Origin of the sequence: Parabacteroides distasonis ATCC 8503, assembly GCF_000012845.1 — a bacterium.
In the GTDB taxonomy this organism is placed as follows: domain Bacteria; phylum Bacteroidota; class Bacteroidia; order Bacteroidales; family Tannerellaceae; genus Parabacteroides; species Parabacteroides distasonis.
In genome coordinates this window covers 3623560-3644241 of sequence record NC_009615.1, presented here as the reverse complement: position 1 = coordinate 3644241, position 20682 = coordinate 3623560, and the positions used below count along the sequence as shown (strand labels likewise).

At 40.6% G+C, this 20682-nt stretch carries 17 protein-coding genes and 1 pseudogene; 4 read left to right on the top strand and 14 right to left on the bottom strand.

What is annotated here, in order from left to right:
• Positions 1-9 precede the first annotated feature (9 nt).
• The 6 genes from BDI_RS15185 to BDI_RS15160 all read right to left on the bottom strand — a co-directional run bounded on the left by BDI_RS15185 (position 10) and on the right by BDI_RS15160 (position 5791).
• Positions 10-396, bottom strand: coding sequence for a hypothetical protein (locus tag BDI_RS15185; RefSeq protein ID WP_008778959.1), 387 nt, complete (start codon positions 394-396; stop codon positions 10-12).
• A gap of 47 nt (positions 397-443) precedes the next feature.
• Positions 444-1481, bottom strand: coding sequence for a tail fiber domain-containing protein (locus BDI_RS15180; protein ID WP_224201869.1), 1038 nt, complete (start codon positions 1479-1481; stop codon positions 444-446).
• A gap of 177 nt (positions 1482-1658) precedes the next feature.
• Entirely contained in the window at positions 1659-2597 is a 939-nt protein-coding gene (locus tag BDI_RS15175; protein ID WP_041525601.1) for a glycosyltransferase, read from the bottom strand.
• Positions 2598-2687: 90 nt separating this feature from the next.
• Positions 2688-3566 carry a tail fiber domain-containing protein gene (locus BDI_RS15170; RefSeq protein ID WP_005863685.1) on the bottom strand — a complete coding sequence of 293 codons (879 nt, stop codon included), beginning with the start codon at positions 3564-3566 and terminating at the stop codon, positions 2688-2690.
• 26 nt (positions 3567-3592) lie between these two features.
• Positions 3593-3955, bottom strand: coding sequence for a DUF3244 domain-containing protein (locus BDI_RS15165; RefSeq protein WP_009275460.1), 363 nt, complete (start codon positions 3953-3955; stop codon positions 3593-3595).
• 96 nt (positions 3956-4051) lie between these two features.
• Entirely contained in the window at positions 4052-5791 is a 1740-nt protein-coding gene (locus BDI_RS15160) for a tetratricopeptide repeat protein (RefSeq protein ID WP_011967115.1), read from the bottom strand.
• Positions 5792-6353: 562 nt separating this feature from the next.
• On the opposite strand from BDI_RS15160, the gene BDI_RS15155 reads away from it, so the two are divergent.
• The gene (locus BDI_RS15155; protein ID WP_011967114.1) at positions 6354-7730 is read left to right on the top strand and encodes an MATE family efflux transporter; all 1377 of its coding nucleotides are present in this window, start codon (positions 6354-6356) and stop codon (positions 7728-7730) included.
• 44 nt (positions 7731-7774) lie between these two features.
• On the opposite strand, the gene BDI_RS15150 is transcribed toward BDI_RS15155, so the two are convergent.
• A complete protein-coding gene (locus tag BDI_RS15150; protein WP_011967113.1) occupies positions 7775-9442 on the bottom strand; it encodes a RagB/SusD family nutrient uptake outer membrane protein in 1668 nt (555 codons plus the stop codon).
• 16 nt (positions 9443-9458) lie between these two features.
• Positions 9459-10964, bottom strand: a pseudogene (locus BDI_RS15145) (TonB-dependent receptor domain-containing protein); the annotation flags it as partial.
• On the opposite strand from BDI_RS15145, the gene BDI_RS15140 reads away from it, so the two are divergent.
• Together BDI_RS15140 and nadB are read left to right on the top strand one after the other, a co-directional pair.
• A complete protein-coding gene (locus BDI_RS15140) occupies positions 10950-11156 on the top strand; it encodes a hypothetical protein (protein WP_009016546.1) in 207 nt (68 codons plus the stop codon). The pseudogene BDI_RS15145 and the gene BDI_RS15140 sit on opposite strands and share 15 nt — an antisense overlap.
• Before the next feature lie 153 nt (positions 11157-11309).
• Positions 11310-12881: an L-aspartate oxidase gene (gene nadB / locus BDI_RS15135; protein WP_005860322.1), complete on the top strand. Its 1572-nt coding sequence runs from the start codon at positions 11310-11312 to the stop codon at positions 12879-12881.
• Positions 12882-12942: 61 nt separating this feature from the next.
• Here the strand turns inward: nadB and rbr are convergent, their stop codons facing one another.
• Positions 12943-13521, bottom strand: coding sequence for a rubrerythrin (gene rbr / locus BDI_RS15130; protein WP_005860325.1), 579 nt, complete (start codon positions 13519-13521; stop codon positions 12943-12945).
• Between the two features lie 289 nt (positions 13522-13810).
• Between rbr and BDI_RS15125 the strand changes: the two genes are divergently transcribed.
• Entirely contained in the window at positions 13811-15490 is a 1680-nt protein-coding gene (locus tag BDI_RS15125) for a SulP family inorganic anion transporter (RefSeq protein ID WP_005860327.1), read from the top strand.
• 53 nt (positions 15491-15543) lie between these two features.
• On the opposite strand, the gene BDI_RS15120 is transcribed toward BDI_RS15125, so the two are convergent.
• From BDI_RS15120 to BDI_RS15100, 5 genes are all read right to left on the bottom strand, one after another.
• On the bottom strand, positions 15544-16989 hold the full coding sequence (locus tag BDI_RS15120; RefSeq protein ID WP_011967112.1) for a PA14 domain-containing protein: 1446 nt from the start codon (positions 16987-16989) through the stop codon (positions 15544-15546).
• A gap of 331 nt (positions 16990-17320) precedes the next feature.
• On the bottom strand, positions 17321-17776 hold the full coding sequence (locus BDI_RS15115; protein ID WP_011967111.1) for a hypothetical protein: 456 nt from the start codon (positions 17774-17776) through the stop codon (positions 17321-17323).
• A gap of 111 nt (positions 17777-17887) precedes the next feature.
• Entirely contained in the window at positions 17888-18442 is a 555-nt protein-coding gene (locus tag BDI_RS15110) for a DUF5025 domain-containing protein (protein ID WP_008778943.1), read from the bottom strand.
• Positions 18443-18588: 146 nt separating this feature from the next.
• Positions 18589-20148 carry a hypothetical protein gene (locus BDI_RS15105; RefSeq protein WP_011967110.1) on the bottom strand — a complete coding sequence of 520 codons (1560 nt, stop codon included), beginning with the start codon at positions 20146-20148 and terminating at the stop codon, positions 18589-18591.
• Between the two features lie 58 nt (positions 20149-20206).
• The gene (locus BDI_RS15100; protein ID WP_008778941.1) at positions 20207-20560 is read right to left on the bottom strand and encodes a DUF3244 domain-containing protein; all 354 of its coding nucleotides are present in this window, start codon (positions 20558-20560) and stop codon (positions 20207-20209) included.
• Positions 20561-20682 lie beyond the last annotated feature (122 nt).

Here is a 20682-nt window from a genome sequence, read left to right as displayed (position 1 = left end):
ATATTTTGATCAATCCTCCTCTTGGTCTACGGGAACGGCCTCCAAAGATGAAGCCATCGCACTAAATTGCCGTGTTGTTCTATTTCCTGACGCATCATAAGTATAAGTAAATATCATTTGTTGGGATTGCCTAATATTCAAAATTCCGCCAGACTTTACCTCAAAAGGCCCATTAATCGTAATTTGCGCCGGAGCGGAAAGAGATAAATTACCATTACTTGCCACGGTTACATTTTGGACAGCCAACGTATTACAGCCCAAAACTGATACACTTGATGATACTGTCTGATTTGTATAAGTACTCACACAGCTTCTCGTGTCAACCTCTTGTGATGATAACGGGGAAAATAAGCAAGTCAATACGATACATGTAAAAAAGACGATTCTCTCTTTCATATCAAAGAATTTATGATTCTGTTATTTCTATTTTTAATTCCTTGAGATTACAGACTTACATACTTCTTCAAAGTATCCGCTTTCTTCCCATCCACAAACAACGTATAAATAAACGTTCCATAACCAAGTTCCGAACGGCTTACTTCTACCACATTACTACTTCCATTATCCAACTTAATAACTTTCACGGGTTTACCTGTGACATCAAATATCTGTAGACTAGCAGACACAAACGTCGCCGGTAAGGTATAAGAGACAGAAGCACCTTCCCTATTATATAATTTTGCGCCATCCACAGCACTTATATTACTTGTGGAAGTCGTGTTCGAACGTAATTGAGATTGTACCTCCGGCGATAGTAGAGCTTGCAAATTATCAATCACCTCATTCTGTTGTTGGATCGTTTGTTGCATCTCCTTGATACTTTCTACGATAAGCGGAATAAAACCTATATAATCTATAGACATCATCCCGTTTTCATCCGTTTGTACAAGTTCGGGTAATACCTTTTGTATGTCTTGAGCCAGAAAACCAATTCGTTTACGACTAGCCTCCGCTGCCTCTCTTCGATCTATCTCTGCTTGGATTTGTTTGTCTCTATTTATCTTTGCGATAGTAGCGGCATCCATAATCTCCTCTGAATCGGAGGAACTTCCCGATATCCCATTATCCAATGTGGCAGAGAACTTAGACTCATCCTGCTCCCTATTCTCCTCAAGTGTAGAGAGGTTGTATGAATAAGAGACCCCATTCACTTGCTCTAAAAGAGCTAATGGATTTTGCAGCGACTCTACATTTTCCTTCAAGCGAGCGTCTGAAGTTATATTCACTCCATTCACACGAAGATTCGTATTGAACACGAAATTAGTATTACTAGCCGGATTGTAATACGCCACGACATTGTTAGCATAACCATTTGTAGTCATATAAATACCCAATTTCCCATGCAACCAAAGTTGATCCGTATCCGTGGTTCCATATTCTCCAGCAAACACATTCCAACCTTGATTCGCATATTGTCCAAAATCACCAAATGTTAATTTCGAACCTGCGCGTGCATCCCCTATCCGACCATATATCTGCATAGAGGTTACATTTCCTAAGTCCTCATTATTGTCTTTTAAAAGGCCTGCTTGTACTCGTCCATTTGAAAGAACCCGGAGTTGAGCATTTGCGTTTGATACTAAACTAATTAAAATTAAGAAAGAAAAAAGTCTTGTTGTTTTCATATAAGTTGTTCTAAAATATAAATAGATAAACATTCAAATAATACTTCTAAGGAACCCAGTACCATATCCAAACAATTGCGTAAAAGAGGCTATTACGGATAGCGATCCTACACGTAAATCACATTTATTGCGGAACATTGCGTCTACAAACAATAAAAGGGCATAAATAATAAGAGGCACCAGAAACAAGCGGCAAAAGAATGAACTGATAACCAATAGACAGACTGAAAACGTGAATAATGCCGGTAAGCAATGTACCAATTTCAATGAGCCGGGATGTTTCCGGTTCAACGCAATCCGGGCCTCCCCCGAATGACGCACCTGACGGAAGAACTGCATGAGATCCGTCCGCCTTTTATGATAAACCCATGCCGAAGGAAATAGCCGGGTCCGATAACCAGCCTCCATGATCCGTATGCTAAAATCAATGTCCTCACCATATCGCATGCCGGAAAAACCGCCCAGACGCTCATATACATCCCGCCTTATTCCCATATTAAAACTACGGGGATAAAATTTATCCAACTTTTTCTTCCCGCCGCGGATACCACCGGTCGTCAGGAATGAGGTCATGGCGTAATTGATCGCCTTCTGGATCGGGGAAAACGAGGCATGCGCCTTATCCGGACCACCGAACGCATCCACCGGATAATGATTCAACGAGTCGTGTATATGCTCAAGCCACGTGGAGGGTAGTACCACGTCAGAATCCAGTATGAGCAGATACTCGCCATGCGCTTGCCTAGCGCCATGATTACGCGCCATACCCGGGCCGGAGTTCGAGATCACACAATAATGGAGGTCCAACCGCTCTTGGTATCGCCTTACGATCTCTTTCGCCGGTATCGTAGAGCCATCCTCCACCACGATAACCTCAAAATGGACATAGGTTTGCTTGCAAAGGCTTGATAACAGATCATCAAGCTCATCCGGCCTGTTATAAACAGGAATTATAATGGAATATAAACGCATATCTTTTGTATAAAAAAGATTGAGGATACCCTCTACAGACGGTATCACTCAATCTTATCAAAAAAACTATAGCTTCAATAGAAATAAATATTATTGTACCAATAGCATACGTTTCGTTGAGATCAACTGTCCGTCTACTACCAAAGAATACATATACATACCTGCGACACCTAGATCAGAAAAGCTTACCATTATACTACCTTCTCCCCGGGTAGCGATATCGAATTTCTTAACTTGAGTTCCTTGCAAATTGCAAATAGAGATAAAAGCAGAACGTGCGGATGTAGGGATCGTAAAGGATATATTCGTGGTAGAATTAAACGGATTCGGCGTATTTTGATTCATTACCGCATTCGAGAGCAAAGACTTACTCGTCAAATTCTTGTTATTCTGCAAATCAGACAAATTAGCTTTTTCATCCAATTGCAATTCCAGTTGTTGGATAGTAGCGTCCAATTCTTTTACAGCCTGTACTAAAACGGGTATAACAGCCGTGTAATCCACCAAGCTATCACCTGTGGAACTTAACGTCACAATCTCTGGCATAACCTCAGCTACCTCCTGTGCCAAGAAACCAAAAGCTTTAGAAGGTACGGCTTCTGCTGATCTCAATTGCGATGTCTCACTTTTCCAATTGTAAGATACCGGTTTTAACCCCAATATGGTTCCTAATCCACTATTTAAGGGAGTGATATTGGTTTTCAACCGAGCATCCGAAGATTGATAAACCCCCTTTACTTCTATATAATTATACTGGGAGCTTTCTGAATCATAGAAAACGACCTTTCCTCCTGTTCCTGAGATACGAGGATTAGCGACCGCAACTTTTAATTTCAAGAATGTACCCGGATAATCACTCCCGTTATAATACAATTTTTGTCCCCACGTTTGTATGTTCGTGTACTGGGCTTGGACACTAAACGATACGAATAGGCATAGTATGCCTAATAAAGATACAGATCTTTTCATGATTTAAAGATTTAAGTTGATAATATCTATTTTAACACATCAAAATATCCAATCAAATAATTATTTCCTTTTGATATAAATATCTTATAATCACCATTCAGCAAAAAATCTATAGAAATAGGATATTCTATCTCAGAAGAAACAGTTATGATGTCATTATAAAGTACATTTCCTTTTATATTTATAATTTTCACATTAAGTCCATCCAATAATTTATTAGAATGGATGTAAATATTATTTTCATCTATTGATAATGTAGGAGAAGATATTATAGAACGATCTTCCTCTTCTTCCCAAGATTGTTCAGTATCCTTCACTCTATTCGGATACACAACTGAAGAAACAAACATCAGAAATACTAATCCCAATATAAAACTTCTCTTTTTCATTATCTATTTTTATAAACAAAAATAGTCTCTATGAGAAATCTATAAGCAAAATAGGATTTACTTCTTATTTACTTTTTGTTTACAGCGATTAAGTTATTATAAATCAGCGATAAATTTATCCATCATTTCTGCGGTACCTTCTGTTCCATGAATCTTTTTATAGAGACGAATCCGGGATGCTGTTATTGCAGGAGTTGAGCGTCCAACTAACCTTGCAATGTCTTTCACGGGCATGGATATTTTTATCAAATAACAAATATGGAGTTCTAACTCTGAGATTTGCGGGTATAAAGCATATAATTGAGCGGTGAAATTTGAATAGGTTGTATCAATCTCTTTTCTCAACTCCTTCCAATCCTTATTCTGAATTTCCGTATCAGTATTATTACTTGTTTCATGAAATAACCGATAGACTTCGGATTTTCGAAAAGCTATTTCAAGCAAACTTTTTTCATTTTGAGAAGTAAGAATCTTTCGGTTTGATAGTTCTAATAATTCCTTTTGAGATTGCACAAGTTGCTTTTTAAAATTATCTCTTTGACACTCCGATTGCTGCAAAAGTTCCTCTAGATATGAAATTTTCTTATTATTATATTCAATACAATCCAAACTTTCCGCATATTGATTCTCTTTCAATAGACGTATTTTTTTCTCCTTTTCAATCGCTGCTTTTTTCTTCTTTTCTAACACATATATATAACATAGACTAAAGAAAATAATTAAAACAACAAATAATGCAAATTGATAATTGCGAATTTTTCTTTTTTCATTATCTATTTTCAATTGAACATTCTCCTTTTCTGTATGCTGATACTTATATAATGAGTTAACTTTTGCTACAGCTTCCGTTTTTGTTTGATTCTTAATTGAATCAGACAGTTCTATACATTTATACGCATAATTCAAGGCTAATTTACGGTCTCCTTCTTGGTTTTTTATTTTGGATAAGATTCTATACGTATTTTTTTTCATATAGATATTCCCATACTCATTTGCTTTCTCAAAATAATATAGAGCTGAATCTATTTGCTTATAGCTTTCATATATACAACCTAATCCAAAATATATATTTGCTTGATTCTTCATACTTGAAACCTTACTGAACAAATCTTTAGCCAAATCATATTTTCCCATATCTATATAGATGCTACTCAATTCCCTTAGTACATTATCTATTCTCGATTGATCATTTAATAACAATGCCTTCTCATAAGCAGATTGATAGTAGTATATAGCACTGTCTGTATCTTGCTTGGCGTTATAGATCCGAGCAATATTCCTCAATGCGATCACCTCTCCTTTTCCTTTATCATACATCTTGTATTCATACGATTTCCTATAAGCTTCGAGAGCCTCATCATACAAACCTTGATATGCCAGTCGATATCCCATCTGCTCATAAACCCGTCCTAATATATCATATCGCTTACTATCTTTCCCTATGTCCGCAGCATCTTGAAAAGCTCTCACCGCTCTTGGGGCATCTCCCATATCCCGGTATGCACTTCCTAGATAATAATATGCCTCCATTAATTGATCTGGAGTCCCATAGCCCTCATAATACTGAACTATTGATTTAATCAAAGAGTCTGATTCATGAGGAATATACAGCTTATCTTTAGCTTTAATCTTAAGCAAAGCATGGTACATACGTATATTTTCCGGCTCATTCATGATTGAGCTATCCAAAGAGGAAAGACAGAGTAATGCGCTATCCGGATGCTCCCACATCACAGATTCCGCACGAGATAGTTCCGCAGGTAATGGTTTTTCTTGGCGCATACAAGAAAAAAGGGTAGCGAAAAGTAGTAAAGTCAGTCCTAGTGTTGTCTTCATTTAGATTATAGTTTACAACTTAAACGCAAGTTATAAAATTTATTTTATAAATGCCACTAAAATATTTGTTTTTCAATAGTGATTTTGAGATACGATCAGCCAGCAGGGAGACGCGGCACACTAGGTATCTACTAGTTGTATTATGTATTTAAAATATTAGCATATAAGCATTTGCAGTTTTTTTATGGTAAAAAACAAAAGTTTATCAATCAGAAAACTTTTGTTTCCATATATAGAAACTAAAGTTTCTTCAGCACGAAACTTTTGTTTTCCCTAATAGAAACTACTTTTACATATATAGGCACTACGACACACGAACCTAAACGATAATTTGATTTCTTGCGTTTTCTATCAAAACATGGTAGATAAAGAATGATAATTGTAGATATTTTCTATCTACAACCACTATATAAGATGTTTATTTATAAGGCATATAAGAAGGAATTGTAGATGTGGTAGATATTAAGTGTTTTTTATTAACTGGTAATTTATGGAACTCGATTATATAATCCAACAAGTTCTTGTAACTTTGCAGCCATTTTAATTGAAATCCCGATTGAATATGAAGAACAAATACGAGGCTAGGCTAGGTACGGAACGTATGCTACCGCTGGTTTTCAAAATGGCGCTTCCGGCGGTAGCGGCCCAATTTGTCAACTTACTTTATAATATCGTAGATCGTATCTATATCGGGCATATTCCCGAGATCGGGACAAACGCTTTGGCCGGTATAGGGGTGACCACCTCCATCGTGATCTTGATCTCTTCTTTCTCCGCTATCGTGGGAGCGGGCGGTTCGCCGTTAGCGGCTATCGCTCTCGGACAGGGCGACCGGGAACGGGCCGGAAAAATAGTGGGAAATGGATTTATATTGCTTATCCTATTTACTATATTCACTTCCCTCATCACCTATACCTTCATGGAACCGATCCTGCTTTTTACAGGAGCATCAAAATATACGTTAGGATATGCGGTGGATTATCTCTCTATTTATTTACTGGGCACTCTGTTTGTCGAGATATCCACGGGCTTGAATGCCTTTATCAACGCACAAGGGCGTCCGTCTATCGCTATGTGCTCGGTTTTGATCGGGGCTTTATTGAATATCGTATTAGACCCTATCTTCATTTTCTGGTTGGATATGGGGATAAAAGGCGCCGCGCTCGCCACGATCCTATCGCAAGCTTGCAGTGCCATATGGGTATTGAGCTTCCTTTTCTCAAGACGTGCCTCCTTGCCTTTGGAAAGGCGGTATATGAGACTGGACCGAAGAATCGTACTCTCGATGTTCGCTTTGGGAATTTCTCCGTTCATCATGGCCAGCACGGAGAGTCTGGTGGGTTTCGTCTTGAATAGTAGTTTGAAAAATTTTGGTGATATCTATGTGAGCGCATTGGCTATCTTACAGAGTGCCATGCAATTCGCTAGCGTACCGCTGACCGGTTTCGCCCAAGGATTCGTACCGATCATAAGCTATAATTACGGACATGGAGACAAACAGCGGGTGAAAGATTGTTTTCGTATCGTGCTAATCGTTATGTTCTCTTTCAACTTGATACTCATGCTATTCATGATCTTATTCCCCTCAACCGTAGCCTCCGCTTTTACAAGCGACGAGGAGTTGATCGATACCGTCCGTTGGGTCATGCCCATCTTCTTGGCGGGTATGACGATTTTTGGCTTACAACGAGCTTGCCAGAATATGTTCGTAGCGTTGGGACAAGCTAAGATATCTATCTTTATCGCCTTGCTTCGTAAAGTAATCCTCTTGATTCCTTTGGCATTACTATTACCTCATTTTATGGGGGTAACCGGCGTATATGCGGCAGAAGCCGTATCGGATGCCACGGCCGCTATTTGCTGTACGTTGTTATTTATATGGAAATTCCCGAAGATACTAGGGAAAATCAAGCAAAAAGAAGAAAGGGCTGCCCAATAACGGACAGCCCCCTGATAAAGCCTTAAAGATTAAAATGAATCGTATTAATATCCCGGATTCTGTGTCAAGTTAGGATTCAGGCTAAGGATATCGGCATAGATGGAGAATACCGTTGTATATCCCGTCTTATCCTCTTGATAATCCAGCGAGCTGGCGAAATGTTTCACGCCTACATAGCGGTCTACCGTAGCCTCGGTAAACTTGCCGAAACGGATCAAATCCTGCCGGCGTACGCCTTCCCAAGCTAATTCAAGCATACGCTCGTCTAATAGCGTATCCAGCGTTACGTTTTGTAGCGGTTTGGCGCCTACACGGTTACGAACTTGGTTCACCTCATCGTCTCCATTCTGTCCCAGACGAATCTTGGCTTCCGCCTTCATCAGCAACGCGTCGGCGAAACGGAAGATCACGCAGTCATTTCCATGCAAGTTTCCACCATCCTGAGCATTCTGGTCGAACTCATATTTAGCCATACGAGCTCCGGCGGTCTTCACCAACAAACCATCGGAGGCATCCATATATACCTTCGGGGCGTTCGGCTCATATTTCAAAGGCACTTTCTGTCCGTCCCATTCCGTATAGATCGTCTTTCCGTCCGGACCGGTTACCTCGCCCGTAAAATAAGTAAGCTTACAACGAGGATCCTCATCCGCCGTACCGAACTTAAACACGTTCATCGCCTTCACCGTAGCGCAAGAGCCATTCCATCCGGATTGGCCGTAAGCGGTTGCATGATCATAATGGCGGGTACGTACCAAATTGTAGTCCTTAGCGTCCGGATAAGCGACCGGGTCCATAGGAACCGTGAAAATATTCTCAACCGAGGTCTCGTTCGCTACGGCGAAATTCTCCGAGAAGTTTCCCTGCAATTTATAGCCCAAAGCCTCCAGCTTATCCACATAAGCGATCGTAGCTTCCCAAGCGTTCATCTCTTTACCGTCAACGGTAAACTTGATGTTCTTTCCAGCCGGACGATTGCCGTCCGTCCAATTGTCGTCCGCATAAACCTCCGCATTCAACGCCAACTTAGCCAAGATCATATAAGCCACCGGCTTGGTAATACGTCCGTAATACTCACCTTTTTGGTTACTGCGGTTATCTGAAAGATAAGGCAACGCCTCCTCCAACTCCGAACGGACAAAGTTAAATACAACGCTACGCTCAGATTGCTTTACCTCAGACATCGGTGTCGTAGAGGAAGTTACCAACGGAACACGAGCGAACAAATCCAACAACTCATAATAGAAAAACGCACGGACCGCACGGACCTCTTCCAGATAAACCTTGAAATATTCCACGTCCGGTTGTTCCTCGGCAAAGGCTTGCAACTTATCAACACTCTGGTTACATTTTCCGATCTGCTCATACAAGAAATCCCAAGAGTTCTTGGTCAAATCATTCATCGTACCCCAACGGTGTAAGAAAATATTCTGCCATAAACCGCCATCTTCCCAGTCACCGATACGGCAAGGAAGCATAGCCTCATCGCTGGAGAAGGTATTCAAGTCATATACATGACGGTCGTTACCCATGATCTTGAACATATTATTGTACAAGCTCGCAACCGTGTTTACATAGACCAACGTAGGGCTTTGGAACGCGGTCTCCTCATCAAACGCGTCTGTAGGACGCTCTTCCAAAAAATTAGAACAGGAAGAAAATGCCGCGGCGGCAGCGGCTATCATAAAGCTATATATAAATTTCTTTTTCATGACTCTTTAAATGGATTTAGAAGTTAACACTCAAACCTAATGAATACGTACGGGATAACGGATAGAAACGTTTGTTATCCATACCTAGGTCATTATAATCTTTATCGACCGTCGTACTGTTAATCATCGGAGACAAACCGGAGTAACCCGTGATCGTAGCTACGTTGTTCACCGAGAATGTCACACGGATATTCTTCACGTATTTCTCGATCTTTTTGCAATCGATGTTGTAACCCAACGTAATATAATCGATATTCAAATAATTACCCTTTTCCAACCAATAATCAGAGATCGACTGGTCGTAGATCTTGCTTTCCGGAGCCTTAGCCAATGCGTTGTATGTAGGGAACTGGCTCAAGTTCATATAAGCTAGCGATGTACCGTTGAAGATCTTATGACCGAAAGCGCCGTTCATCTGCGTCATCAAGTCAAAGCGTTTGTAGCGGAAGCTGAAGTTCATTCCCAGATAATATTTCGGCATGGCTTGTCCGGCGATATAACGGTCGCCACCATCATTGGTATCCAAACCCTCTTTTCCATCGATCGTCTGATCCAAGTTGTAGATATAGCGGCCTTCGATAGCGTTTCCATTCTCATCCAAAGCCGGAGTCAAGCCCAAGCAACGAGGAATGTAGAACACTCCGACAGGATAGCCTACCATCTGATAAACCACACGGTTGTTTCCTACGAAACCGGCACCACTCATACTGGACAGATCCATATATTGTTTCGCCTGCAACTCTTGTCCCATATAAGAACCGCTCAAGGAGTTCAATTTATTCTTCTGGTAAGAGAAATTCACGCCCATGTTGAAATCGAAATCCTTTGTCTTCACGATACCACCGCTTACAGCCAATTCCACGCCGGAGTTGGTCATCTCTCCCAAGTTCGCCAATAATTCCGGATATACGAACGGAGGAACCGGAACCGCGTATTTATACAACAGATCCGTAGTCTTGGAAGTATACCAATCGGCAGTCAACGTAAAGCGGCCATCGAGGATACCGGTGTCCACACCCACATCGAATGTCTTTTTCACCTCCCAACGCAAGTCCGGGTTCGAGTTACGTGTAAAGCCATAGGTAGCGGTAGAATTTCCATTGACGGAAGTCACACCGTTCGGGCTCATCAAAGCCAACGAGTTATAAGCCTCGATAGCATCTTGGTTACCGGTCAGACCATAACCCGCACGTAGTTTCAACTGGCTCAGCCAATCCACGTCTTTCAAGAAAGCCTCCTCATTCAACACCCAAGCGGCGGAAGCGGAAGGGAAGAAGCCCCATTTATTATTCATACCCAATTTAGAGGAACCGTCCGCACGTAAGTTCACGGTGGCGATAAAACGGTTGTCATACATATAATTGAAACGACCCATGAATGAGGCCAGACGATTCTCGTTTTGGAAAGAAGTCACGTCTCCGTATTTCACTGTACCACCCGCTTTCAGGTTGTTATAACCGAAGTAATCCGTCTCAAAGCCACGGGCACCGGCGCTAAATCCCGTATAATGATATTTTTGTCCCCTCTCCCAGACAATAAATGGATTCAATCGTTACGCTGCTATTTCTCGGTAAATAATGTATTTACACTTACCGGATATACCGGAGGCGATCCCGCTAATATCAACGTGAATGGTGTAGAACCCGGTATCGAGACCACTTCCATCTATCCTGTAGCCCGTACCTTCACGCTGGGATTATCCGTCCAATTCTAAAGACCTCCACTGCAAGCCGGGTTGCAGTAACACAACCCGCAAGGCTCTATCCGGGAAACCTGTAGTCAATATTTATTTTGTACGAAAAGCAAGCGCAAAAGGAACAACCTAATCAGTTAATCCCTAACTTTGTGAGCCTAAACAGTAGAAAACATGGTACAAAGATTCGATTACTTAGTGATAGGCTCAGGAATCGCCGGTATGAGTTTCGCTCTGAAAGTAGCCAATGAAGGCAAGAGCGTAGCACTTATCTGTAAAGCCGGACAAGAAGAAGCCAACACATATTTCGCGCAAGGAGGTATCGCTTCCGTAACCAACTTGAAAGTAGATAATTTCGAGAAGCACATAGAAGACACGATGATCGCCGGCGACTGGATCAGTGACCGGGCGGCCGTGGAGAAAGTCGTGCGCGAGGCCCCTGCCCAGATCGAGGCGCTTATCCGATGGGGAGTTAATTTCGATAAGAAAGAAAGCGGAGAATTCGATCTGCATAAAGAAGGAGGACACTCCGAGTTTCGTATCCTGCACCATGCCGACAATACGGGAGCCGAGATACAGACGAGCTTGATAGAAACGGTAAACAACCATCCCAACATCGCCGTATTCACGAACCATTATGCGGTAGAGATTATCACCCAGCACCATATGGGCATTATCGTCACCCGCCATACCCCCGGTATCAAATGTTTCGGTGCCTATGTATTGAACGAGGATACGGGCGAGGTACATACTTTCTTGTCAAAGATAACCGTTATGGCGACAGGCGGTTGCGAGGCCGTTTACCGGAATACGACAAACCCGCTGGTAGCTACCGGAGACGGTATCGCCATGGTTTACCGCGCGAAAGGCTCCGTAAAAGATATGGAGTTTATCCAGTTCCACCCGACCGCCTTGTATCATCCGGGCGACCGTCCCTCTTTCCTCATCACCGAGGCGATGCGCGGATATGGAGCTGTATTGAGAAACCTTGGCGGCGAGGAGTTCATGCATAAATATGATCCCCGTCTTTCCTTGGCTCCCCGTGATATCGTAGCCCGTGCGATCGATAGCGAGATGAAACAACGGGGTGAAGACCATGTCTATTTGGACGTGACGCACAAAGATCCGGAAGAGACGAAGAAACACTTCCCCAATATCTATAAGAAATGCCTCAGCTTAGGGATCGATATCACGAAAGATTACATCCCGGTAGCCCCTGCGGCCCATTATTTATGTGGAGGTATCAAGGTAGACTTAAACGGGCAATCCAGCATCCGTCGCCTATATGCGATCGGAGAATGTTCTTGTACCGGCCTGCACGGTGGTAACCGCTTAGCTTCAAACTCATTGATCGAGGCAGTTGTATATGCCGACGCCGCGGCAAAACACTCATTAAGCGTCATGGATCGCTATGAGTTTAACCAAGATGTACCGGAATGGAACGATGAGGGAACGATCACCAATGAAGAGCGTGTATTGATCACTCAAAGCATGAAAGAGGTAAACCAGATCATGGAAGCGTATGTAGGTATCGTTCGTAGTAACACACGTTTGATCCGTGCGTGGAACCGTTTGGATATTTTATATGAGGAAACAGAGAGCCTTTTCAAACGTTGTAAGGCATCCCGTGAATTATGTGAGTTGCGTAATATGATCAATGTAGGTTATTTGATCACTCGTCAAGCGATGGAACGGAAAGAGAGCCGGGGATTACATTATACGATTGATTACCCACCGATTAAATAATTGAAAATTGAGAATTGAGAATTACTAGCTATGTTAATTCTCAATTCTCAACTTTTAATTATCAATAGTTCTGTTTCATCGGTTCAAAGTAAGCTTGCGGATGAGCGCATGCCGGACAATTAACCGGAGCCTTCTTACCCTCGAATACGAAACCACAGTTACGGCATTGCCAGAAGATAGCCTCATCTTTCTCGAATACTTTACCTTCCTCTACGTTAGCCAACAATTTACGATAACGTTTCTCGTGTTCAGCCTCTACCTTAGCGATCATCTTGAAAGCTACAGCGATAGCGGGGAAACCTTCTTCCTCCGCAATCTTAGCGAACTCAGGATACAATTCAGCCCACTCCTCATTCTCACCAGCTGCCGCGGCTGCCAAGTTCTCAGCGGTTGTTCCGATTACGCCTGCAGGATAAGAAGCGGTAATCTCAACCATTCCACCTTCCAAGAATTTAAAGAAACGTTTAGCGTGTTCCTTCTCTTGCTCGGCTGTTTCCATGAAAACACCTGCGATTTGCTCGTAACCTTCTTTCTTGGCTACGCTAGCGAAAAATGTGTAACGACTTCTTGCCTGAGATTCTCCGGCGAATGATTTCAATAAATTCTGCTCGGTACGTGTACCTTTAATACTTTTTTCCATAATGCTAATTTTATGTAGTAAATTAATGAGTCTGTTTTGTATATCGTTTTTCTCATGACCGATCAAAAGTAAGAATTTGTTTCCAGATATCGATTACGCAGACATTAAATAATATCTATCTCTCAATAGATATCACTTATTTATCAAGGAAAAACTTCTCCTCCTTTATATAATGAAACAACAAATCCTCCTAAATTGTTTACACAAAACCGGAATGCGTCTTTAGATTTTTTGCATCTTCTTTATTTTATTAACTTTGCATCCTCAAATCAAACAGGCAAGAAGAAAAATGAAGAACAAATTTGATTTTCAGCCCAAACTCTTTACGGCGCTGAGAAATTATTCCAAAGAGAGGTTCATGACGGATCTCATGGCGGGTATAATTGTCGGCATAGTTGCCCTACCACTCGCCATCGCTTTTGGTATCGCCTCCGGGGTAAGTCCGGAGAAAGGATTGATCACGGCTATTATCGGTGGATTCATTGTCTCCCTTTTAGGAGGCTGCAACGTACAGATCGGCGGACCTACCGGAGCGTTTATCGTGATCGTTTATGGCATTATACAGAACTTCGGTATCGAAGGGCTTGCCATCGCTACCGTCATAGCGGGTATTATTCTGGTATTGATGGGCGTGCTGAAGCTCGGTACCGTGATTAAGTTTATCCCCTACCCGATTGTCGTAGGTTTCACGAGTGGTATCGCTATCACTATCTTCACGACACAAATGAAAGACTTATTTGGATTGACTATGGATAAAGTCCCCGCCGATTTCATCTCTAAATGGATCGCATATTTCGGGGCGTTCGATACGGTTAACCCTTGGGCATTCGTTATCGGTATCATTAGTATCCTGATCATTACGTTAAGCCCGAGGCTAACGAAGAAAATTCCGGGTTCCTTGATCGCTATCGTCATCATGACGATCGTTGTTTACATTATGCGTAATCATTTGGGTATTACAGGTATCGAGACGATTGGAGACCGGTTTACTATTAACGCTTCCTTGCCAGCCCCGGCTCCGATCACGTTTAATATGGAGACAATCAACTTATTGCTTCCCTCCGCCTTTACGATCGCTATCCTTGGGGCTATCGAGTCTTTATTATCCGCTACGGTAGCGGATGGTGTGACAGGCGACAAGCATAATTCAAATACGGAACTAATCGCCCAAGGTGCGGCGAATATCATCGTTCCTATTTTTGGCGGTATTCCCGTGACCGGCGCCATCGCCCGTACAATGACCAATATAAATAATGGTGGACGAACTCCGGTTGCCGGTATTATTCACGCCATCGTATTATTATTGATTTTGCTTTTCCTCGGACCGCTTACCAAACACATTCCAATGGCTTGTCTGGCTGGCGTATTGATCATCGTATCCTATAATATGAGTGAGTGGCGTACGTTCCGTTCCTTGATGAAAAACCCGAAAAGCGACGTATCCGTCTTGTTGGTGACTTTCTTCCTGACGGTTATCTTTGATCTTACGATCGCTATCGAGATCGGCCTTCTGATCGCCATGTTATTTTTTATGCGCCGTGTGGCTGAGACCACGCATGTATCCGTCACCACGGATGAGATCGATCTTTCCGACGAGGGCGAGATTCATCATGACGAGGAAGTCCTCTCCCTGCCTAAAGGTGTAGAGGTATACGAGATCGATGGTCCGTTCTTTTTCGGCGTAGCGAATAAGTTCGACGGCATCATGAAAAGTATGGGAGATAAACCGAAAGTCCGCATCATCCGTATGCGTAAGGTTTCGTTCATAGATTCTACCGGTCTGCATAACTTGGAAAGTCTTTTCCGTCTTTCCGAGGCAGAGCATATCCATATGATACTTTCCGGGGTCAATGAACATGTACACCGTGTATTGACAAAATCCGGATTCGATAAGAAGATTGGCGCAGAAAATATTTGCAGTAATATCAATGAGGCGGTAGAGAAAGCGAAAGCTGCCGTACAAGACTAAGATACTATCAGACAGTGGGAGACGCAGCATGCTGCGTCTCTACAACTGGATATTTATTCCGGTAAATAATACCAGTCCTCTGGTAAGACAGCTTCCTTTATTTTACGGCTGGAAACCCCGACCTCCAAGGCCTCGCCCATATAATCCTCGAAATACAAAACACGTAATTCGTGGAAACCAGCGTCTAACGCTACCTTTCCTTTCGCTATACGAGCATTATGAGAGCCATCATTATCAACAATAGCTTTACCGTCTATAAATAGCTTGGAACCATCATCCGAATACGTATAAAAGCGATATACACCTTTTTCAGGGATATTTATCAACGTACGGAACTCATAAGCGAAATGATCCTTGGCCGGAGCCTCCTGAATGGAGATATTTTTCATCGTACCCTCTTTCACTTTTGTCCCGGAAGCGATCTGATCCGTATGTTTAAACTTGCCTTCATAATAGGTATAAGCTACTCCGTGCTTTTTAGGTTTTACCGTTTTGGCGGGTAAGAATTCCATCGTTTCCTCATCCTTAGAGGTCAGGCCAGACGGATAATAATACGTATATTCCTTTCCGGACGAGGTACGAATCCATGAATCAAACTCAAACTTGCCCTCACGCAATTCAATGATACGGCCACCCCGCTCGAAATCTCCATAAGCGTCCCATCCGGATACACGCCCGAAAGCTAGTCCCACGTTATATAACATTCCTATATAATCATTATCATGATCGTGCCCGGCAAAAGTAGCCATCACATCCTTCATTTCCACCAAGGAAGCGAAGAAGCCCGTGTTGATCTTGGGAGAGGCGATTCCCTCTTCTTTCTGTCCTAATGTAGTCTCCGCCCCAACGATCTCATTATATTCCAGCAAAGGAATATGAAAAAAGGCCAAGGCTGGCAACGGTTTGCCACCATTTTCCTTGGTATAGCGCATACTTTGCTCACGATACCAATTGATCTGGTCGAAATGAATCCAATCATACGTACCGTAATCTTTTAGCGTAGGATAATCGTTGGAGTCGATACAATACAATAAGGCCGCCGGTTTCTTTCCGTCTGAACTGTAGACCGGTACCACATAGTTTCCGGCTCCATGAATATCACCCGGTCCCTTCTCACCCATAAAATAAGGTGATTGACTGAGTATGGCATAAATCTCGTCCTTGGGAACGATCTCTGCGTCATGATTTCCCATCATCACCGTAAACGGTATCTTGGCCTCCTCAAAGATCCCGATCACTGACTTCCATCCTTCCAAACCGGGATTTGCTGTCACCACGTCGCCCGTCAGCATCGCCACATCCGGATTTTCCGCCTTTAATACGGATTGTATCGTAGCGACTGTCTTAGCGCATTTAGATGATTTCTGATCCCAATGAATGTCTGTAAATTGGACGATCTTGAATTTCCCATCCTTGAAAGCAAGCTGTTTTTGTGCGAATAAGCTCATCGGGGCACAAAAGCACAACAAGGCTATCGCTAATAAAAAAGTCTTTTTCATGTTCTTCGATTTAGTAATTGGGGGCTAAGTTATAAAAAAAAGAGAGCGATGTATAAAAACAGGCTCTCTTCCTTATGTTAAATGCCACAATGAAACCCTTGCTGTCAAACAAAAGCTATATACATATCCGCAAGCCGGGTTTTCCTGTCAAAATGCGGGATATCTTTTACTATTTTCTCACAATCCTCAAGGCTCATTCCTCCTTTAGGTTCCCCCCAGTACCAAAGTTTAGGGGTATTCTGTTTTTTACTTGTTGACTCCATAATTCTCGTTGTTTTTATCGTAAGACAGGAAACGCTCAAATACCCCTATCCTCAAAATATATAAAAGATTAAAATAATGTGAATTTATATCCAACCGACAACCCCAATTTCAAATCCCGGTCATTGACACAATTCTGGAAATAGTTCACTCCCACATAAAATCTTTTTACCTCTATACCTACCGCCGCCGTAGCTCCCAGATTCCAAGATTCACCACTACCGGTGTAAGCACCCGCATTTAATCGGAGATTCACTTTATCGCTCAACGGAATATGAAAAGAAGCATACACGGGTACAAAAAAATCAATATTCCAATCATCTCCATATGAAAACGAATTCCCTGCGGTATGCAGCAACAATCCCGTTTGTATAGAAAACAACCGTGATTGTGGAAAGTTTATATACGCCCCCGTCTGAAGCCCCCATCCATCTCCTCCTAGTATTCCGGTACGAGCTTCTATATCAGCGGCCTGCGATCGACCAAAAGATAAAAGCAATATTAACAGAACAAACAACTTCTTCATTACTTACAAGGTATTAATTTAATATTTAGATTGAATAAAAGTTCGACATATCATGATATAGAACTCCCATTCAATCTAAATATTGCTTCTATATCATTATTCGGCTCCAAGTTAGTGTATTCCGAATATAGCATCTTTTATGACGATCGAATCTTCCGAATTCTCTATATTATATAGGATGCCTTCCATCTTCCCTTCAATATAAGGGGTACCACTTCCCTCATGAAAACGAATACTATCCACTTGTATCCGAAATGAAGATTTCAGTGGATGATACACTATTTTAGCGTCATCTTTCGTGATCCTAACAGTAGATTCTATCTCTTCATTCAATAATTTACCCTTATCGATCAGATATTCTCCTTCTCTCAATGGAATCAATGAGATCCTCAGCATAGGATAAGGATAGTCAGAGATATGCACTCCTAATGGTATCTCCCAATAGAAACCGCTTAAATCGGTATTTACCTCCTGCCAAAAATTTCCATGATCAATAAAAGAATGAGAGTTCGACTGATTAGCTATAGAAATATCTTGACTATTCACCTTTCCTTCAAAGTACCCCAAATAGTAAGGAGTTTCTTCAAAAGAAATATCTTCACCTTTATTACAAGATATAGACAAAAATAATAACATACTAAATAAAAAATAGATTACCTGTTTCATATTACAATAATTTTATATAAATATAATTCTTATTTATCAATTACCTACTTTAACAGAATCAGTTCGTACATTCTATCTTAAATATAGATATTATTTTTAAGATTATCTCTACATATTACAGTCAAAAAAATATCAAACCACAAAAATTAATTATATTTTAATGGACTTAGTGCTAATTGATACCATCCAGTCCTATATTTATCTGTATAGTCAGGTTTCCAATCCCTTCCAGTTGATAAATTCTTCTTTGATTTTAGGATTTTATCTTCAAAATTAACAATAACTTGACCTAATTCATCACTAGCTAAACTTTTAGTAACTGTATATGAAACTGTTTTTGATGTAGTTGCTGTAGCTCCAAATTTTAAACCAATCTTTACTTTTTCTCCAAAAGATGGATCAAATCCAAAATTAGTTGCAAATGTAGCTGTTGAAGATTCTACACTTTGAATAGTTTCACTAATATCTAGTTCTTCTATCGCTATTTTTATTATTGCACCATAATTCTCTATATTCCATTCGAATAATGGAAGGTCCAAAGCTATTCCATCTGTTAACTCTATTGATTTAACTTCGAATTTACTACTAAGCGGATCTTTTGGTGTTATTTTAAACAATGCAGATGGTTTAGCTATAAAATTGTTAATATATTCATTACCTATACCAGCTTGATTTGCAACATACACTTTTACTATAAATTCAAGTGATCCGTCTGTCCATGGTGTAAGAATAGTACTACCTCCGGGACGACCACCTCCTGTTTCTTGATGAGTATTTCCATCAATTCTAGGATCTTCACTTTGATCACAAATTTTGTTCATAACTGTACGTGGATCTCCTAATAATTTAAAATACACCAAACTTTCCTTAAAATCTCGATTGAAAGGTCCTTTTGGCTGTTGAGGAGTCAAGCCATAATATATATAATCTCTCGGCCATTCATTTGTTGCAGCAAATACGTCGTAGGCTTCATAAACCTTTTTCATATTTTCAGGTATTGATCCTGTGCGATCTCTAGTATCACCACTAGAAAAATTTCTATTCTGTATGACTGAAGAAGCATTCTCTGTATTATCAAATACATCACTAAAGAATACAATATCAGGATTTATAATACTCATCGGTGACAAATTCCTTTGAGCCTTATTTACAGAAACCACTCTTTCATTTAACTTCACTACTACAATAGGATATTTAGGAATTTCATTTGATGGTATTAAGAATTCTTTATTTACTCCATAGCCCATTACATCATTACTATTTTTAACTCTTAAAGCTGTATATGGAACTTCACTCTCCACATTCCAAAGTTCAGCAGAAAAACTGTTATCAGGCAATTCTGGTACAAATATAGTTAAGGTTGAAAATAATTGTTTTATTTTTTCTAATCTAGTTATATCCATATACAAGCTCATTAATTCATCAACCGTTTTTCCAGAAGTTAATCTATAAGAATTAATAGATAAATATAATACATCATAATCATAATCAAACATCTTTAAAGCTTCATTTTTAATAATACGCCTTAATTCTATTGAAGAATCTAAACTATAAGCTAATGCCTTACTAAATTCTTCTAATAATTCATGATTTGTTATTGTATCACTACTAACAGTGGTAATATTACGGCTTACTTCATTTCTTGGTAAACTATAATCTATTTCCTCTACACAAGACATTAATAATAATACTGATAAGGAAAACATTATTTTAATTATTTTTATAATAACTATTATTTATAATTAATATTTTAATTAATAAAATCTATAGAAATAAGAATCCATATACATTGTTATAACCATCTGTTATTTGCAACACACCTTTTTCTTGATCTTTTAAAGGTATTACTAAAGATGGCATAGTACTCGTTTGTACCATTTCATTATAGATCACTTCTCCCGTAGAACTAGTAACGATAACACGCACATTACCTACATTTTCATAGAAGTTCACTATCAGTTCTCCACTAGCTTCTTCAATAGAAGCGTCCATAGGCAAATCTACGAGAATAGATTTTTTTGAATGCTTCCAGTTACCATCTAAGTGAACCCGCCTACCAAAACAGGGAATAGCACTTAACAAAGCCATTACTACAAATAAAAATTTAAATAATTTCATTTCTCATCTCATTTTTTGATTTGGATGCGAAGAACAGGCTAATAGCTCGAATAACAAAGAAAAAGGGCTAATAAGTGACGGACAAACTCAATTTATAATTTACTGATAATTAATAAATTATA

Coding starts and splice junctions, on each gene's coding strand:
- BDI_RS15160 (WP_011967115.1), bottom strand. CDS start 5,791: ATGAAGACAACACTAGGACTGACTTTACTACTTTTCGCTACCCTTTTT.
- BDI_RS15150 (WP_011967113.1), bottom strand. CDS start 9,442: ATGAAAAAGAAATTTATATATAGCTTTATGATAGCCGCTGCCGCCGCG.
- BDI_RS15120 (WP_011967112.1), bottom strand. CDS start 16,989: ATGAAAAAGACTTTTTTATTAGCGATAGCCTTGTTGTGCTTTTGTGCC.
- BDI_RS15110 (WP_008778943.1), bottom strand. CDS start 18,442: ATGAAACAGGTAATCTATTTTTTATTTAGTATGTTATTATTTTTGTCT.
- BDI_RS15105 (WP_011967110.1), bottom strand. CDS start 20,148: ATGTTTTCCTTATCAGTATTATTATTAATGTCTTGTGTAGAGGAAATA.
- BDI_RS15125 (WP_005860327.1), top strand. CDS start 13,811: ATGAAGAACAAATTTGATTTTCAGCCCAAACTCTTTACGGCGCTGAGA.
- BDI_RS15180 (WP_224201869.1), bottom strand. CDS start 1,481: ATGCAGATATATGGTCGGATAGGGGATGCACGCGCAGGTTCGAAATTA.
- BDI_RS15155 (WP_011967114.1), top strand. CDS start 6,354: ATGAAGAACAAATACGAGGCTAGGCTAGGTACGGAACGTATGCTACCG.
- BDI_RS15170 (WP_005863685.1), bottom strand. CDS start 3,566: ATGAAAAGATCTGTATCTTTATTAGGCATACTATGCCTATTCGTATCG.
- nadB (WP_005860322.1), top strand. CDS start 11,310: ATGGTACAAAGATTCGATTACTTAGTGATAGGCTCAGGAATCGCCGGT.
- BDI_RS15100 (WP_008778941.1), bottom strand. CDS start 20,560: ATGAAATTATTTAAATTTTTATTTGTAGTAATGGCTTTGTTAAGTGCT.
- BDI_RS15115 (WP_011967111.1), bottom strand. CDS start 17,776: ATGAAGAAGTTGTTTGTTCTGTTAATATTGCTTTTATCTTTTGGTCGA.
- BDI_RS15140 (WP_009016546.1), top strand. CDS start 10,950: ATGATATTTTTGTCCCCTCTCCCAGACAATAAATGGATTCAATCGTTA.
- BDI_RS15165 (WP_009275460.1), bottom strand. CDS start 3,955: ATGAAAAAGAGAAGTTTTATATTGGGATTAGTATTTCTGATGTTTGTT.
- BDI_RS15185 (WP_008778959.1), bottom strand. CDS start 396: ATGAAAGAGAGAATCGTCTTTTTTACATGTATCGTATTGACTTGCTTA.
- BDI_RS15175 (WP_041525601.1), bottom strand. CDS start 2,597: ATGCGTTTATATTCCATTATAATTCCTGTTTATAACAGGCCGGATGAG.
- rbr (WP_005860325.1), bottom strand. CDS start 13,521: ATGGAAAAAAGTATTAAAGGTACACGTACCGAGCAGAATTTATTGAAA.